This is a genomic window from Rhodopirellula sp. UBA1907 (assembly GCF_002337565.1).
In the GTDB taxonomy this organism is placed as follows: domain Bacteria; phylum Planctomycetota; class Planctomycetia; order Pirellulales; family Pirellulaceae; genus Rhodopirellula; species Rhodopirellula europaea.
Genome location: NZ_DDGH01000035.1, coordinates 7,631 through 22,880 on the forward strand (window position 1 = coordinate 7,631; position 15,250 = coordinate 22,880).

Here is a 15,250-nt window from a genome sequence, read left to right on the forward strand (position 1 = left end):
GCAATGTCCATTTTGCAATTTGCAATCACCACCCCAGACGAAGGCCATGTCCACATGACGCCCACACCGAAGCTTCCAACAAAGCAGCCCATCCAGCCAACCCAAGTCCCTTTCCACAGATCCACCGAACCGATTTTACAATTTCAAATTGTCAATTGAACTTTTTCAATCGCCATCAAAAGAACCCATTCCCCGAACCTCGGCCCCACCAACCTCACCACCCAATTCAAAATTCGCAACGACCATTTTGCAATTTGCAATCCCCAGAGCCCCTGTGGTCCAGAGCCCCTTTCCCACTTCTATCCCCCCTTCTGCTCCAGCATCCATTCATGCACCACCCAGATCACCGCCGCCATACTTTCGCCGCTGCAGTTCTCCGGAATGTCTTGTGTCGTGTGCCAATATTGCGGGGCCCGAAATCCTGGTCGCGGGTAATCGAAATCGATCAAGTCCGTTGTGGGGATCTTTGCGATCTGGTTCAGTGGCAAGTGATCATCCCGGATCGCTTGGCTGCGAGCCCGTGGCACAAACGCTTTGACGCCCAAACGTTTGGCGGTCGCCCAGATGGATCGGGTCACGTCGCGGGCGTAACGCAAACTGTTTCGTTCATACAGCAACTGCAATTCGCGATCCGCGATCATGTCCAGCAACACGCCGCTTTGATATGGAACCGCGGGCGGCTCCAACAAATATTGCTGTGCGAACAGAGTTGACCCCAGGAAGTATTCGCCGCTCTGTTCGCCAAAGACAAACTCCTCGGCATCAAACAACACCACGTCGACCCCGATGTCCGAGGGCAAGGTCTCAAACTGATGGCTCAGTTCCATCAGGGCTGCTGAGCCGCTGGCCCCGTCGTTGGCGCCCACAAAGACGCCTTTGGGATTGCGACGATCTCGATCGGGATAGGGCCGAGTGTCATAGTGGGCGCACAGCAGAAATCGAGTCGGGGCGTCGGGGTTCCAGGCTGCAATCAAGTTCGCGATCGGAAGGTTCTCACCTGTCTGCGGGTGCCGGATTTCGCCGCGTTGCAAACGGACCGTTCCGCCGTTTGCTTCAAACACTTCCGTCAACATCTTTTGCTGCTGCAACATCGCCGGGCTGCCCGACGGTCGCGGCCCCAGGTCACAGATGTCGACCAAGTAACCAAAGGCGCGGTCCGCGTCATAGCGATCCGGGACGGGCCCGAGAGCGGCGGGGGTGACCGACGTTGAGTCCGGGGTGCGGACCATTTGCCAAACCGCCACGCCGACGTAAGCGAAGACGGCGACGACCGCGAGCGTCAGCAATCGCCGCGGCCAGTTCCCTTGGCGGGAGCCTGTAGGGGAGTCCATTCTCGTTCCTGGCGGGGAGGAATTCTCGGGCACGGATCGCGCGAGACGATGGGGAGAATCCGATGTTTTTGTTGCCGCCTGCCTAGCCAGATCCATCGCCAAATCTTCCTGCGGAAGCCGCTCAAAAGGGGAGTTCGTGAAAGTGGCTGTTCACCCTAGCGAACTCGAGCGAACTTCGGTAGAGTTTTGGCCTTCACGGGATGTGGCTCAGCCTGGTTAGAGCGCTGCACTGGGGGTGCAGAGGTCGCAAGTTCGAATCTTGTCATCCCGACTCGGCAAAACATTGCTTTTGTTGAATTCTTCTGGATCATTGAAACGTCAAATGCACGTTTCATGCACGAATCAGGAGAGTTCCGATGCCAAGGCAGCCAAAGCCCTTCTTCCGCAAGCAGACCCAGAGCTGGTATTTCTCCACCGGCGGCCAGCAAATCAACCTTGGCAAAGACAAGGATGCGGCGTTTGCAAAGTTCCATCAGATGATGGCCGATCCGGCCACCATCGCGACGGACAACACGACGCTCTACGAACTGAGCCAAACTTACCTGGACTGGGTGCAGACCAACCGCAAGAAGGCAACCTACGACCGCAGCTTGCACTACCTGAAGAGCTTCATTGACAAGGTCGGGAAGCAACTCAAGGTCACCCACCTGAAACCCTTTCACGTCAATCGTTGGATCGACAAACCGACCTGGAACTCGACAAGCCGCGCCGACGCGATTGGCGTTGTCCAACGAAACCTCAACTGGGCAGTGGAACAAGGTTATCTGCTCCGCAATCCGATCGCAGGGATGCGGAAGCCGAAGAAGAAGCGGCGGGATGTGTTTTACACGCACGAGCAATGGCAACAAATCCGCGAGCACGCCAAAGCTCCCTTCGATGATCTGCTCGACTTCCTTTACTGCACCGGATGTCGTCCGATCGAGGCCCGCACGATCGAGGCACGCTTCATCCTCGATGACATGGTCATCTTTCCGACCGACCAATCCAAGGGCGAGACCGAGCCCCGCGTGATTTACCTCGTTCCCAAGGCCGCAGAGATCCTCGCTCGGCTGGCGACAAAGCATCCGACAGGACACGTCTTTCGAAATAGCAAAGGCCGCTCCTGGACCAAGGACTCCATCAAGTGTCGGCTTGACCGTATCTCCAAAAAGGTCAAGTTCCACGTCATCGCTTACGGAGCCAGGCATTCATGGGCGACGCACGCATTGACGTCAGGCGGAATCGACTCCATCGCGGCGGCACACCTCATGGGACACAAAGACCCAGCGATGGTCGCTCAGGTGTACAGTCATCTCGCGAACCAGCCAGAGTTCTTACGTGCTCAAGCTGCGAATGCCATTCAAGGCCATCCATCCCAATGAGCGGATTTGATCGCCTCGCGAAATGAATCAGGTCGCCTGAAAACAATTACGAGTCGGTCGACAAGCACGTGCTCGTAGCCAACCGTTGCTTCGCAGACAACTAGAGTGTCACTTCGCGATTTGATTTTGGTAACGAACTTTTTAGCGACGGCAGAAACCGTGCTGGGCATTGTTTCTGCAATCTTCTTGTCCGAATCGTCGATATCCAGCATGTTCGAGGCCACGTCGACTCCGATCACGCGTAAGAATTTTGTGTTCAAAGTCAGGTCCCATCCTTGTGAATAAGATGTAGCCCCCTGTCGCGGCGGCGGAGCAGAACGAAGCGTTTGAACGCAGGCACACGGACAATCGCCGGTGCTAGCGAGGAAGGAGCGGGCCGGGGTTTGTCGGCGTGACAAGCGGAGTCTCCACTGCCCGAACGATGCTCCGACACCAAAACGGCTGCACACAGGCCTCCAACCGAAATGACCGCAAACAACGGGTGGATGCCAGGTCGGAACAAGGCTGCCGCACCTGATCCTCCAGGCGACGGGAACGAAACGACTAGTAACGCGAAGCTACACCAATGCAGCAAATTTGTGACTCACCCGCGGGCAGGCTTCGTGAATTAATTTTGGTAACATTCTTGCAAGCCACGCACTTTTAACGCCGTTGCTCAACCGGATTCGCATTTAAAGGAATGGGGCAGAGTTTTGGATTTACCACACATCCTCAAGTCAGATATCGAAGCAGGCAACGCAATTCTACTTCTTGGAGCGGGAGCTTCGTTTGATTGCCATTGCAACGATGGGAATCGACCGCCTCTGGGAGCTGAACTTGCCGACCTGATCTCATCAAAATTCCTTGGCGACGAATACGAGGGGATGCCTCTGGACCAGGTTAGCGAGTTGGCCATCAGCGAGACTGACCTTCTCACTGTTCAAGATTATGTGAAAGAGGTATTTGATCCGTTTCAGCCGTCCGAAAGTCACAACCGACTTACCACCTTTCGTTGGCGTGCCATCGCCACAACAAACTATGACCTCGTTGTCGAAAGGGCTTACGCTAACAATTCCGAAAGTCCACAAGCGATAGTTCCTTTTGTTTCAAACGGAGAAAATGTTGACAGGAAAATTCGTTCCAACAATGACCTGCAATATCTAAAGCTACACGGCTGCATCTCGAGAATCACGAGTTCTGACCCACCGCTCATCCTAACTGCCGACCAATATGTCCTTTACCGGCAGAAACGAAGCCGCTTATTCTCACGATTGAAGGAACTTGCGTCGGATCGACCAATCATCTTTGTCGGCTACACAATTCGAGATCCGAACATCCGAAAACTATTGCTCGAGTTGGACCAAGATATCGACGTTGGGCGGCCGCGATACTACTCAGTCCTTCCTTCATTCAAAGATGCCGAGAAACGATTCTGGGAGCAGAAAAAGATTACGCCATTGGTCGGTACATTTGCCGAGTTTGTGGGCGAAATTGATTCGTCGATCGGAAGCGTGTTCCGAGGGTTGTCCGCGAGGCGAGGAACCCCAGAGTCAGGAATCGCAACACGATTCAGCGATCCGGATGCGAAACTATCTGAACCAACCCGCAACTTCCTCAAGGTGGATGTTACCTGTGTCAACGAATTGAATCCGATCGCATGCGATCCAAAACTGTTTTATCGCGGCATGGACAGGGGGTGGGGTGCGATCGAATCCAATCTGGATGTCGCTAGACGATTGAACGAGACAATACTTGAGAGGTACGTACTTGAGGAAACGGATCGTGATGATGTCGAACTAGTGCTAGTCAAAGGTCATGCCGGAGCCGGCAAGTCGGTTCTTATTAAACGTGTTGCTTGGACCGCAGCAAAGGAATGCAATTGCCTTGCTTTGGTGATGAACGAAACGGGAATACTATTTGCTAGTTCCGTCGTAGAAATCGCTCGACTTTGCAGCGAGCGACTCTATCTATTCTTTGAGAATATCCTATTGCATCAGCGTGACGTTGAGCGGTTCGTGAGGTCTTTACGTGACGCAGGGGTGAAAGTGACAATCATTGGTGGCGTTCGCACCAATGAGCTCAATGCATCTGGCGGCGATCTCGAGAACCTCGCGACCGATTCCTTTGACCTTCACTATCTTTCCGAGAAAGAAATTAAGGAACTACTGCAGAAACTTGAAGAGCATAAGTCACTTGACCGTCTCGAACGTTTGACCCCGGACGAGCGACTGGAGAAGCTCGTAAAACGCTCGGGGCGTCAACTGCTCGTCGCATTGCACGAAGCAACACTCGGACAACGTTTCGAAAAGATTATCTGTGACGAATTCAACCAGATCACACCCCTCCAAGCAAAACGTGTCTATCGGACGATCTGCGTGCTCTACCGACTTGGAACTCCCGTTCGAGCTGGACTGCTTAAACGCGTCCACGGCATTGGCTTCGAGGAGTTCAATGAAAAATTATTTGCTCCGCTTGAGAACGTCGTGCGAACTGCGACAGGGCGAGAAGGAGAAGATGTCTCTTACGTTGCTCGTCATCAACACATTGCTGAGATCGTGTTTTTGCATGCCCTCGAGTCCAGTGAGGTGCGCTTCAACGCGACCATTGACGTGTTGAGTCACATGGATCTTGACTATTCCTCAGATCGCGAAGCGTTCTATCGACTGATTCGCGGCAAAGCGATCTTGGGTTTGTTCCCTGACCGCACTATGTCGGATCGCATATATGACCTCGCGCAGGAGAAATCGCCGGACGATTCGGTTGTATTGCATCAGCGAGGGATATTCGAGATGAATCATCCATCGCCTAATCTTTCGGCTGCCGAAGACTATTTTCATTCCGCATTGAGTGCCAATGGATCGGATCGCGTTGTGCAGCACTCGTTGTCCGAACTTTCCTTGAGAGAGGCGGCGGCGTCATCAAATCTCCGGGTGAAGAAACAGTACTTAAATCAGGCGGAACAGATGTGCCGGCAGCTAATGCGTACCGGAGCCACGTCCTACGAGCGACACACCATCGCGAAAATTCACATTCAGCGTCTTAAGATCGAACTCGAACTCGGTGAACTGAGCGACGAAGACCTCAGTGAGATGCTACAGGATATTGAGAAAGAACTGAGTTCGCATCTGGCAGCATCTCCGGGAGACGAATACCTACTTTCTGCTGAATCTCAATTGGCCGAGTTTCTGGCGCAAACCAATCGAGCTGTGGAGTCGCTCAAGAAGGCGTTTGCAAAAAACCCACGCAGCACTTACGTCGCCTTGACGCTAGCTCGTTCACTAATTGCCACCGACGATCACCAACAGGCGGAAAAGACGCTGCGTGAGGCGTTGGACGCCAATCCGTCGGAGAAGCGTCTGCACTTCCTGCTTGGGAAGGTGCTGCTCGAGAGAGGAGATGCGAAGGACGAAGAATTACTGCATCACTTCCGCAGGGGTTACACGGCGGGCGATGGGAACCTAGAAGCACACCTTCTGTTTGCTAGGCAGATTTTCCTGGTGGAAGGAGGGAAGGCCGCAAAGGACACGTTCCGTGAGTTGCAGAGAATTGCACGTGTTGGGCATGATGAACGGATACGAATGATGTTTCCGCTTCCTGACACAAAGCGTGGTCGGATTATAGACCACCAAGCAAATTATGCGTTCATTGAACTTGAAGATTCTGGCGACTGGGTTTACGCGCATGAGAGCAAGTTCATAGGTGAATCCTGGGAACAGGCTACCTATGGAGCGAATGCTAATTTTCGTGTTGGATTCTCGATAATGGGTGTTTCCGCTTTCGACGTAGAGCTAGGAACGCCATAGCGATTTTGGGTAATCCTGAAGTGGGCCCCAATTTTCGGACCACGAGCTCGCTCGGCTTCGAGACGGCGCAGCAGAAAAGCAACCGGCCGCACGACGAGGCTAGGAAAGGGTATGGGGTCGTTTGTAGGTCTAACTTTTCGTCAATCGGCCCTCCTGCCCCGGTGGCCGACGCCGGATGAACGACCAGTCGAAGAACCCGGCACGTCTCCGCCACTTCGAATATCTCTCCCTTTCGACACAGTGGTGCAACGAAACACTCAGTTATCGGACGTTCACCTATTACTCCAATCACGCTGGATATTTGTCTTTAAAGTTAGTTGTTATCCGTCTCGGTGTAGCATTGGTTCTTCAACGTCGGGCATTCCGATTTTCACTCGCGTGCCACGCGTCAAACAAAGTTTTTCGAGGATTCCACTTACCTTGTCGATTTGCTCGGCAATATCGGGGTTGGCTTCGAGAAGTTTTGCCAGTTTGAGCATCTTCGCTGCTTCGGGAAGTCCGTCTTCCATGAAGATCGCGTCGACTTCCAGATTAAAGTTCTTCACAGCACTTTGCCGATTTTCATCTGCTCGCGCGCTAGCTTCGGCAGCTTCAGCCGCAATCTTGTCAGCGGCGTTAACACGATTAGCGACTTCCGCTTCAGCGTAGACAACACCAAGTTCACTTCCGTACTTGGCCCAAGCTCCGCCCGACTGTGCAAACGGCCAAACTGCCTTCAAGAAACGCCGCCAGAGATGGGGTTCGTTCCTCCTATTTTGATCTTTGGGGACGCCGTCCAGGCGAATAATTCGGTTCTCATCGCCATCAAGGGGGGAAGGATTGTTCATGCAACCACAGGCTCCTTGACTTCAGTGATCGTGAACGTCAGGCCAGAACCACCTAGCATGCGGTATAGCGTCGAGAGTTCAGTGAGAAGTTCTGAGAGTTCCTCTGGCGACGCGATGCCCGGATCGAGAAGAACTGTTAGTGGTGGTGTAGATTCGTAGAGAGCTTCCGGTCGAACAGTCTTCGCTAACGGTCCTTTTGGGCCCTTCCCCTCTTCAAAAGTGACTTTTTGTCCCTCTTTAAGCGTTTCATAATTAGCTCCTTCAACATTTGTCGCGTGGAAGAACAAGTCTTTTGGACCACCTGTGTCGATAAACCCGAAACCCTTATCCGAGAGCCTTTTGATGGTTCCTTTCTTCATTGGAAATGCCTTGGTACTACGGGGTATTCGTTACGGTTTTCGAACGACGATGAATGGATGCGGCCAGAAAGTTGACCTCACCAACCATTGCGGTCATCACAAGGTTTACGGCCACGATGTCGGCGTTGGACTCGGGGGTTGGGTCGGGCGTATTCATTCGTGCTTTGCGAAAAGGAGTGTGCGTGAATTTCAGTCGGGGACGGCACGCATCAGCCGGCCGGGACGGTTGATCTTCCACTTGTGAAAACTCGCAAGCCCGGCTCCGTTGCATGCGCTGGTTATTTGGTGTTTCTGGCGTTCGAGATGACGTGCAAGGTAATGGATCGGTACGTGTGTTGCTCGCGATACTCTGGGCGAACATCGAATCGATACTCACCATCGAGTTGAACGATGAGTCTCCAGATTTCGGGTGTTGCATTTAAACGGGAAGCCATTTCGGAAATGCGCTCAATGACACGTTTGTCGTCGAACTGAAACGTCTCCAGTTCGTCTATGTCGCCGTCAGCTAAGTCTTTTGCGTCAACGTACGTGTTCGTCTGTTTGTTGCGTCCGCGTAAATTGCAGTTAAGGTCAAAGCTTAGAGTGATGGTCTCGGCGATTTCGGCCGCGATGTTCTCTGCGTACAAATTGTTTGAGAAGGAGTGCTGGTAGTGCAATGAGACGTGGGCCTTCGTCTTCCTGAGTGTGTGTAGCATTTTACGCTCCGTCGTAAGAGAGTGTCGTGTAGTCCAAATAAAGTTTGCGACAACCGGGTGGCCGCGGTTGATATTCCATTTGAAAACGTGCTGTTGGCCACTCCGCGTTCATCGCTTGGTTTCCCATTCTCCTCGCTACAACCGGGTGCAACAAGACTCCCCCTCCGCATGCTGACGATCAAAGGCCGAACGTTCGCGTTTTCGATTGCCATTCTTTTTAACCGCGTGTAAAGTGGGTTATACGCGGTGAAACGATGGCAAAACCCCGTGTTTGCAATCTGGTTGGGATGTTTGGTGAGCAAATGCGAGTAGAACTGTCAGCTGATTTTCTGCTCAGCTGGGCACACCTCCCCGGCTTCCGAGATCGTCAAAACGTTGTCGATGCAACTGACCCATGCAGGGCTCGGGCCGCTCAAGAAGGTCCATCGCTGAAGAATCTGCTAGCAATTTCGGACTTCGGTTTCATGGATTTGATCACGGGGAACTTCGGCACACTTGGTGCTCCCGGCGCGTGGCAAGCTTCCTTCATGATCGCGGGCTCCCGAGTTGCCAAACGCAATCCACGGTACAATCGCTTTCCAATGTCGTGAAAGCTGCCACCTGTTCTTGGGATCGTGAATGTCAAAGAGTGCGCAACGCGAGTTCGAGCGTTTTGGAGAACTGCTCGAAGACCTGCCGCGTGGCCAATTTGCGGAACACGTCGGGCAGCCGCCGAGCAATTACTTCGAGCATCCTGCGTATGTTGCTTCGACCCCGTCGATGCGAATGGACGTGAAGCACAACCACGAATCGAAGCTGTTCCTAGGGGTCGTTGGTGGTCAAGTTGTCACCGGCGAACGACAAGCAGATGGCAGGATACCGCGTTGGGTTCAGGGTGGTGTTCCGATCGGCGTGGCCGACGATCGCCATCACTTCTTGTTGGCCGGCAGCCGCGGCGGAAAGGGCCGTGCGTTTCTTAACAACAATCTCTTCCTGGCACCCAAGTCGACTTCCAATCTGGTTCTCGATCCAAAGGGCGACTTGGCGGCTGAGACTGCTGGCTATCGAGCGGAAGTACTTGGGCAAGACGTCGGTGTGATCGATCCGTTCGGGTGCTCCGGATCGGGTACAAGCCGCTACCGGATCGGCTTCAATGTCATCGAGGAGTTGTTGCGTTCCGATCGCCAGGTTCTGACCGCGGATGCGATGCAGATCAGTGAAGCTCTGGTGATCGAGAATGAATCAGCGAAAGATCCGCACTGGGATGCGGGTGCCAAGGACTTCATCGCTTGTCTGTGTGTCCACGTCGCAACGCATTCGAATTACGAGGGGCAGCGTGACCTTGTCACGGTTTGGGAGCTGATGGCATCGGCGACCAAGCCAGACCCAAATGATCCGCATGCGTACGCACTGGAAACCGAGATGCTCGAATCCGATGCAGGCGGTGGCTATGTTCGCGCCGGGGCAAACGCGTTCTATTCGAGAACTGGAGATGAGTTTTCGAGCATGGTTTCGGGGACACGGCGTCATTTGTCATTCATCGGCATCGAAGCGGTTCGAAACGTGCTGCGAGGACCGTCGGTCAATCCGCGGCAGCTCAAGAATGGTTCGCTCACGCTGTACGTTTCAATTCCCGCGATGCGCGACAAGGCGATGAAAGGATTCAAGCGTTTGGTCGTTCAAACCTGCCTTTCCGCTTGCGAGGCCGAGACGGTAGCAACCGGCAACCAGACCGTTTTTTACCTGGATGAATTTCACAGTCTCGGACGGTTGGAATGCATCGAGATTGCGATCGCACAGTTTGCAGGATTGGGGGTGAAGCTAGCGATTATCCTGCAGGACATTTCGCAAATCCAAGCCCTGTATCCAAAATCATGGCAGACATTCCTGGGCAATGCGGGAACGTTTCAAACCTTTGCCGGATTCGATGAGGCTTCGCTGACCTACATCAGCAAACGATTGGGCGAAGCCCTGACGTCCACGCCATCGAGTCACCAGCCCAGTCGGGAGCAAGTCATGCAAGACGCCGCCACGGGGACTTCGTGGGCGATTGGAAACAAGCCTTTGATGACTCCCAATGAGATTGAGATGTACTTTGCTCGGGACGATCCCAAGTTGCGGCAGTTGGTCCTTCGACCCGGCTATCGGCCAATGGTATTGCAGCGATGCTTTTACGACAAAAGCGAATTCATCAGAGATCGCTTGGGACGTCACACGTTGTCCCGATGATTGGCCCTCTGAATGAACAATGAGCTGAAAATCAGTTTTCGAGTGAGCCAGCGGGTCAGGACGAGCGTCGCAACAGCCACCTTCGCTACGCAGAAGACGGCCGCACAGATGAAGCTCACGCCAATAAAAAGAAACGCGATCCAAGACGAACAGAAAAGAAGCAAGTAGCCGATCAGCACACTTTGTGGCGACTGCAGAGGACGGATCATGATTGGGCAATGCTCTTGCCAAAGCTGAAAGCCATTGTCATCCGATGCATCCAGAATGAGCAGTCCGGCCACCCAGCCAATCACAATGATCAGCCAAGCATACTCACTCGCAACCTCTGCCAAACCTTTTCGAGTGGCCTTCTCGGTCGCGGCAGAACTCGCGTATGGGTTCACTGGTCCCTGCTTTCCTCGTCCTCGCTGAAAGCGATGAAAAGATGTGCCACCGCATCTTGGAGACCAAGCGAGAATGGCAGTGAAAATTCTTTGACGGTGTCGTGACCGAACTCGATCAGCTGTGCCGCGGTGAAGTGACCACCCTCGACTAGGAAGTCGTACTGTCCCCAGAACAACAGCGATTGCTCGACAACGATTGCGTTCCCAAGTCGGTCGGTCAGGGTTCGGCTTTTGTGGGTCAACCAGAACTCGGTTTTCTTTTCTGTCCAATACATGATTAACCCTAGCAAACTTGCGCAATGCCGCGCAAGCTTTAACAGCCTGTTGATTTGGTCGTATACCGCATAACAACAATTAGCCGATGGGCGTTAGCCCCGGTTGGCGTCTGACTAACCGCCGCTAACGCGGTACGGCTCATTAAATCAACAGCCCGTTAAGTTTGACGTGATGTGTTGAAGGGAACCTCGCTCTTTGATTCCGGATGCCTGCCTGCAATGGCAGGTCTTCAATGGCTTCGGCCTGCAGAGCCTTTGTTTCGCCTTCCGGCGGTGCGTTCAAATTGCTTGCGGATTGGCCGCTCACGTGCAGGCCGCGTGTCGGGAAGCTTGCGGATATCAACGTTCCGTTTAGCGACGCTACGTCTCGCAGCACCGCGTACGGCTCTGGACCCGGAAGGTGTGAGCGTCAAGTGCCGTTCGGATAGCGTTTGCTTCAAGCGATCACGCACGACCGTCGCAAAGTTGGCGCGGATCTTTGGCACATGATGCGATCGTTTGAACGCTTCTTTTAAATTGAAACGTGGCCGTTGGGCCCTTCTTGCGAAGATGCGTGCAATCCGTGGGATCTTGCAACGTTTGCGATGGCTCATCGAGTTCCTCCGGCTGTAGGAAAGCTAAAAGTGACGGTGTTGGCGGATGGGTAACTGCGTGGGTTCATGGCGGCGTTCATCCAAGAACCGATCGAGATCTTCTTCGCTAACCCGTCGACAAGATCCGATTTGGTAGGATGGAAGGTCCCCCTTCGCGATCAAGGAATAGGCCAAGCTGGCGCTAATCTTGAGTCGTTGAGAAACCTCTTTGACGGTCAGAAGCATGCTCATCTCCTGCTGCTATGGGGATGATCGAGATCCATTCCGATCGGGTCTTGGAAGTGTTGGCTGGTTTCCATCCCAGCCTGTGTGATCGCAATCGCCGCATTGAGTACGACCGTCAATGATTCGCCATCGGATAGCGGAATTGATGCCACCGGCAATGTCCGGAGGCAACGCGGCCCTGATGGCTCGATTTGTGGCAGGTTTCCAGTGCCACCTATGATGACTATCTCCAAACGCCTCGCTTTCCGAAGGTGGTTTTTCGGCCACTTTCTTGGCGTCTGGCCTGGGATCGTTGCTGAGACATACTCCGCGAAGTCTTCTGCTTCCGAATCCACTCTCATTGCGACCTTGATCTGCACCGGTCTTCCGCGGAAGTTTCGGCCGACCCGCACTCCATTGGCATAGAACCAGGAGCGAAACCCAATCGCATCGTCGGTGAAAAGGAAGGTCAATTTTCGAGAGAACAATGTGCCGGCGATGCACCGAGGTACGAAACACCAAATCAGTGGCGATGCAACCAGCATCACAATCATGTAGGTGAATAGAACGATGGCACCCCAAACGATGACATCATCACCGGTCAGACCGTTAGCCGAGGGTATCGCAGACCACAACCAAAAGAGACAGCCAGCATGACACAAGAAAAGAAACACACGCGTCGCTTGGTACCCACGCTCGACCGCCCGCCAATCCGTCACGCGGGTTGAAACGTAGGCTTCGCAGCGTTCGGCATCGAAGTACAACCGAGGCGAGCTCGGCAATCCGGGATCGATCATTCGATACATTGTGAGTTTGCCTTCCAAGAGATTGAGCTGGACTGGTTGAAATGGCGTTTGTGACCATCGGCGGAGTAGACGTCTGGACCTCGTCTAAAGCAGTGGCACTCGACTATCGAAATTCCGGCATGCTCGGGCTCGATGTCAAATCGTTGTGGATCGCGAATTGCCCTGGTTCAAATCCAGCCCGTTCAACAATTTCGTTCCAGCGTGGAACCTCGTTCTGAGCCACGTAGTAGAGGGCCAAGTTCCCGCCGGATTCCCGATAGCGTGTCAGGGCATCAAGCATGCGAAACCCTTCACGGGATTTCGTTGGCGGATGCTGCTCTGAGTCCACGAGATCACTGAGCAGCACCGTGACTGTACGGGTTTGTTCGGTCACATCGGGCATGGCATTGACGTAGTCAATGGTTTCTCGAGTGGCAACGTAAACCGGCGACCGGTTTGGACTGGAGTGTTCCAAAAGGAATTTTGCCATCGCTTCGGGTGATCCAAACCGTTGGCGCAGTTCGTCTGGCGAGCCTTCGAAGAGAAGAACCTGATCGTGCCCGCTCATTTGCGACAATACGATTTTGCAGTCACCACCCATGTTTTGTTCGATAAATGATTCCACCAGTCCGAGCACCATGGGGTAGGCTCGCTCGCCGAAATCATCGGCAAAGCTCCCGCTCAGGTCGATGGAGATCACCAAGCATGCATCGAGTGATCGCGTCGCGAACACCGGACGCTGGGCGGAGTTTGTTTTCTTGACGCACCCGCTGATTGCGAGCAGGATCGAAAGCGCCAAGATTGTTATTGAGGTAGTCAGTTTCATGGGAATGGATCCTTTGTTTCAGACTTGGTCTGGTTGATGGTACGACTGATGAAGTGCTCCAAATGCTGCCAAGCCGGCGGCATACAAAAGTGTGCAGGCGATCGGAACGTAGGCGGGCGTGTGGTTCCAACCACTGTTCTTCGCTGCGAGTCCCGCCCAAAACACCAAGGCATCCGTGACGAGAATGACTCCGGCGATCAAGGTGTAGAGCCAAAAAGCAAATGGGTTGCTTTGACGGTAACCCATCACTGGACCAAGTCCTTTGAACTCCGATATCACGCGAACCCAAATGAAGGTCACCGCCAGAAACAACAATGCGCTCGCGACGTGACTTAAGTCGAGGTCCGCGAAGCCTTGGTACTCGGAAAGTTTTTCGATTCCTGGAAATGGAAGTTGGTACAGACGCGTTCTCATCACCGAGACCATTTCGCGGATACCTTGGGCAGCTACAGCCAAACACAACACAAACAGTAGGGGGCCCACTGTGACGATCAGCAGCAAGAACTTCATGACTTCTCCAAAGGGCTTTCGACGTTTGAGGCGTACAGCGGACGCAACCGTGTTCGGTCCTTCCTCTCCCATTGGTAAGACATCGTCACGTGGCAAAGCGTCGTCGTATCGGTTCAGCGCAGCGTGAATTTTGCTTCGATCAAACATAGGGCTTCCCTAACGAGAGGGTTCAAGAGTGTCCGCCACGATGGCCTGGACAGGGTTGGAATGGCATAGCTTTCGATAAGCTTGCTGGATGGCGTAGTGGATCGCCTCAGCGGTCGGGGCTGACTTCTGATTGACCGAACGGACAAACACTTGGACAGCGTTGTCTTGGTAAATGCATTCGCCGAGTTGGTAATCCCGTGATGCTTTGAACTCGTCTATCTCGTGTCGCTTTTGATCCATCGCTTTGATGGTCTCGATATCCGGTTCACGACGACGCCGATTATGATGCGTCGCGTTGGCATCGTCTTCGCCGCTTGCTGCATCATCGCAGCGAATGAGCAAGGTGGCATTCAACTGCGTGTCGGTTTCGACTGAACATGCGGCTTGCACTGGATCGGTGTTAGAGCTGACGCTCGCCGTCAGTTCAGTAAGGTGGGCCGCAATGATGGAATCGGCAATTTCGGTGACGATGATTTCCCCTGCTCTCGCACGTTTGATCGATTCATATCTCGCGGTTTCGGGAGTGCTCGGTTGGCTCAGTCGATTGACCGACTCAGTAACAAACCGCGAAGCAAGCTTGGGCTCCTTGAGTAGCGGGCGTCCCATGTAAATGAACGAATCACGACAACGATATTGCTGTGTTCTTTGGACACCGGTTTCTTTTGCCATTATCTCGATTTGCTCCGCTCGAGACAGTTCAGGCGTTGCCAAGTAGAACAAGTGGATGACCATGCCCCGACTTAGCATGGCGAGCGTTTTGTGAAATCGAATGCAGTCACTCGCTCGAACAGCGACAGCCACCTGCTGACTTGGCGTTGCTCGCGTGAATTGTTGACGCAGCTCGTCTTCAGTCGCATTGCAAATCGCATTGATAAGCTCGGGGGACAGACCACCTGAACTGTCATGTTCGCAGAATCTTTCCAAAAGACTGTTCATTTAAAAAAAACATATTAAAAGAGGTTGG

Annotated in this window: 14 protein-coding genes and 1 tRNA gene; 5 read left to right on the forward strand and 10 right to left on the reverse strand. The window is 53.4% G+C overall.

The window, feature by feature from the left end; all coding sequences use genetic code 11:
* Nucleotides 1–299: 299 nt before the first annotated feature.
* Nucleotides 300–1,286 carry a M28 family peptidase gene (locus B2R17_RS08000; RefSeq protein WP_008658764.1) on the reverse strand — a complete coding sequence of 329 codons (987 nt, stop codon included), beginning with the start codon at nucleotides 1,284–1,286 and terminating at the stop codon, nucleotides 300–302.
* A gap of 241 nt (nucleotides 1,287–1,527) precedes the next feature.
* Here B2R17_RS08000 and B2R17_RS08005 point away from each other — a divergent pair.
* From B2R17_RS08005 to B2R17_RS08015, 3 genes are all read left to right on the forward strand, one after another.
* Nucleotides 1,528–1,602: transfer RNA gene (locus tag B2R17_RS08005), tRNA-Pro, on the forward strand.
* Nucleotides 1,603–1,687: 85 nt separating this feature from the next.
* A complete protein-coding gene (locus tag B2R17_RS08010; protein WP_286763558.1) occupies nucleotides 1,688–2,692 on the forward strand; it encodes a tyrosine-type recombinase/integrase in 1,005 nt (334 codons plus the stop codon).
* A gap of 692 nt (nucleotides 2,693–3,384) precedes the next feature.
* Nucleotides 3,385–6,474: an SIR2 family protein gene (locus B2R17_RS08015; RefSeq protein ID WP_286763559.1), complete on the forward strand. Its 3,090-nt coding sequence runs from the start codon at nucleotides 3,385–3,387 to the stop codon at nucleotides 6,472–6,474.
* Nucleotides 6,475–6,794: 320 nt separating this feature from the next.
* On the opposite strand, the gene B2R17_RS08020 is transcribed toward B2R17_RS08015, so the two are convergent.
* Together B2R17_RS08020 and B2R17_RS28305 are read right to left on the reverse strand one after the other, a co-directional pair.
* Nucleotides 6,795–7,301, reverse strand: a complete 507-nt coding sequence (locus tag B2R17_RS08020) for a hypothetical protein (protein ID WP_286763560.1) — start codon at nucleotides 7,299–7,301, stop codon at nucleotides 6,795–6,797.
* Nucleotides 7,298–7,660, reverse strand: a complete 363-nt coding sequence (locus B2R17_RS28305; protein ID WP_286763561.1) for a cold-shock protein — start codon at nucleotides 7,658–7,660, stop codon at nucleotides 7,298–7,300. Before B2R17_RS28305 ends, B2R17_RS08020 begins: the two co-directional genes overlap by 4 nt.
* Before the next feature lie 949 nt (nucleotides 7,661–8,609).
* Here B2R17_RS28305 and B2R17_RS08030 point away from each other — a divergent pair.
* Together B2R17_RS08030 and B2R17_RS08035 are read left to right on the forward strand one after the other, a co-directional pair.
* Nucleotides 8,610–8,945, forward strand: coding sequence for a hypothetical protein (locus B2R17_RS08030; RefSeq protein WP_286763562.1), 336 nt, complete (start codon nucleotides 8,610–8,612; stop codon nucleotides 8,943–8,945).
* 28 nt (nucleotides 8,946–8,973) lie between these two features.
* Nucleotides 8,974–10,563: a type IV secretory system conjugative DNA transfer family protein gene (locus B2R17_RS08035; RefSeq protein ID WP_286763563.1), complete on the forward strand. Its 1,590-nt coding sequence runs from the start codon at nucleotides 8,974–8,976 to the stop codon at nucleotides 10,561–10,563.
* On the opposite strand, the gene B2R17_RS08040 is transcribed toward B2R17_RS08035, so the two are convergent.
* The 7 genes from B2R17_RS08040 to B2R17_RS08070 all read right to left on the reverse strand — a co-directional run bounded on the left by B2R17_RS08040 (nucleotide 10,545) and on the right by B2R17_RS08070 (nucleotide 15,222).
* Nucleotides 10,545–10,946, reverse strand: a complete 402-nt coding sequence (locus tag B2R17_RS08040) for a hypothetical protein (RefSeq protein WP_286763564.1) — start codon at nucleotides 10,944–10,946, stop codon at nucleotides 10,545–10,547. The genes B2R17_RS08035 and B2R17_RS08040 overlap by 19 nt on opposite strands.
* Nucleotides 10,943–11,221, reverse strand: coding sequence for a hypothetical protein (locus B2R17_RS08045; RefSeq protein WP_286763565.1), 279 nt, complete (start codon nucleotides 11,219–11,221; stop codon nucleotides 10,943–10,945). The genes B2R17_RS08040 and B2R17_RS08045 overlap by 4 nt, the downstream gene beginning before the upstream one ends.
* Before the next feature lie 617 nt (nucleotides 11,222–11,838).
* The gene (locus B2R17_RS08050; RefSeq protein ID WP_007336619.1) at nucleotides 11,839–12,045 is read right to left on the reverse strand and encodes a helix-turn-helix domain-containing protein; all 207 of its coding nucleotides are present in this window, start codon (nucleotides 12,043–12,045) and stop codon (nucleotides 11,839–11,841) included.
* The gene (locus B2R17_RS08055; protein ID WP_286763566.1) at nucleotides 12,042–12,824 is read right to left on the reverse strand and encodes a hypothetical protein; all 783 of its coding nucleotides are present in this window, start codon (nucleotides 12,822–12,824) and stop codon (nucleotides 12,042–12,044) included. Before B2R17_RS08055 ends, B2R17_RS08050 begins: the two co-directional genes overlap by 4 nt.
* Before the next feature lie 103 nt (nucleotides 12,825–12,927).
* Nucleotides 12,928–13,629, reverse strand: a complete 702-nt coding sequence (locus tag B2R17_RS08060; RefSeq protein WP_286763567.1) for a hypothetical protein — start codon at nucleotides 13,627–13,629, stop codon at nucleotides 12,928–12,930.
* A gap of 18 nt (nucleotides 13,630–13,647) precedes the next feature.
* Entirely contained in the window at nucleotides 13,648–14,286 is a 639-nt protein-coding gene (locus B2R17_RS08065; protein WP_286763568.1) for a hypothetical protein, read from the reverse strand.
* 9 nt (nucleotides 14,287–14,295) lie between these two features.
* Entirely contained in the window at nucleotides 14,296–15,222 is a 927-nt protein-coding gene (locus B2R17_RS08070; RefSeq protein ID WP_286763569.1) for a hypothetical protein, read from the reverse strand.
* Between the last annotated feature and the right edge of the window lie 28 nt (nucleotides 15,223–15,250).

Coding starts and splice junctions, on each gene's coding strand:
- B2R17_RS08010 (WP_286763558.1), top strand. CDS start 1,688: ATGCCAAGGCAGCCAAAGCCCTTCTTCCGCAAGCAGACCCAGAGCTGG.
- B2R17_RS08020 (WP_286763560.1), bottom strand. CDS start 7,301: ATGAACAATCCTTCCCCCCTTGATGGCGATGAGAACCGAATTATTCGC.
- B2R17_RS28305 (WP_286763561.1), bottom strand. CDS start 7,660: ATGAAGAAAGGAACCATCAAAAGGCTCTCGGATAAGGGTTTCGGGTTT.
- B2R17_RS08030 (WP_286763562.1), top strand. CDS start 8,610: ATGGCAAAACCCCGTGTTTGCAATCTGGTTGGGATGTTTGGTGAGCAA.
- B2R17_RS08035 (WP_286763563.1), top strand. CDS start 8,974: ATGTCAAAGAGTGCGCAACGCGAGTTCGAGCGTTTTGGAGAACTGCTC.
- B2R17_RS08045 (WP_286763565.1), bottom strand. CDS start 11,221: ATGTATTGGACAGAAAAGAAAACCGAGTTCTGGTTGACCCACAAAAGC.
- B2R17_RS08050 (WP_007336619.1), bottom strand. CDS start 12,045: ATGAGCATGCTTCTGACCGTCAAAGAGGTTTCTCAACGACTCAAGATT.
- B2R17_RS08055 (WP_286763566.1), bottom strand. CDS start 12,824: ATGTATCGAATGATCGATCCCGGATTGCCGAGCTCGCCTCGGTTGTAC.
- B2R17_RS08060 (WP_286763567.1), bottom strand. CDS start 13,629: ATGAAACTGACTACCTCAATAACAATCTTGGCGCTTTCGATCCTGCTC.
- B2R17_RS08065 (WP_286763568.1), bottom strand. CDS start 14,286: ATGTTTGATCGAAGCAAAATTCACGCTGCGCTGAACCGATACGACGAC.
- B2R17_RS08070 (WP_286763569.1), bottom strand. CDS start 15,222: ATGAACAGTCTTTTGGAAAGATTCTGCGAACATGACAGTTCAGGTGGT.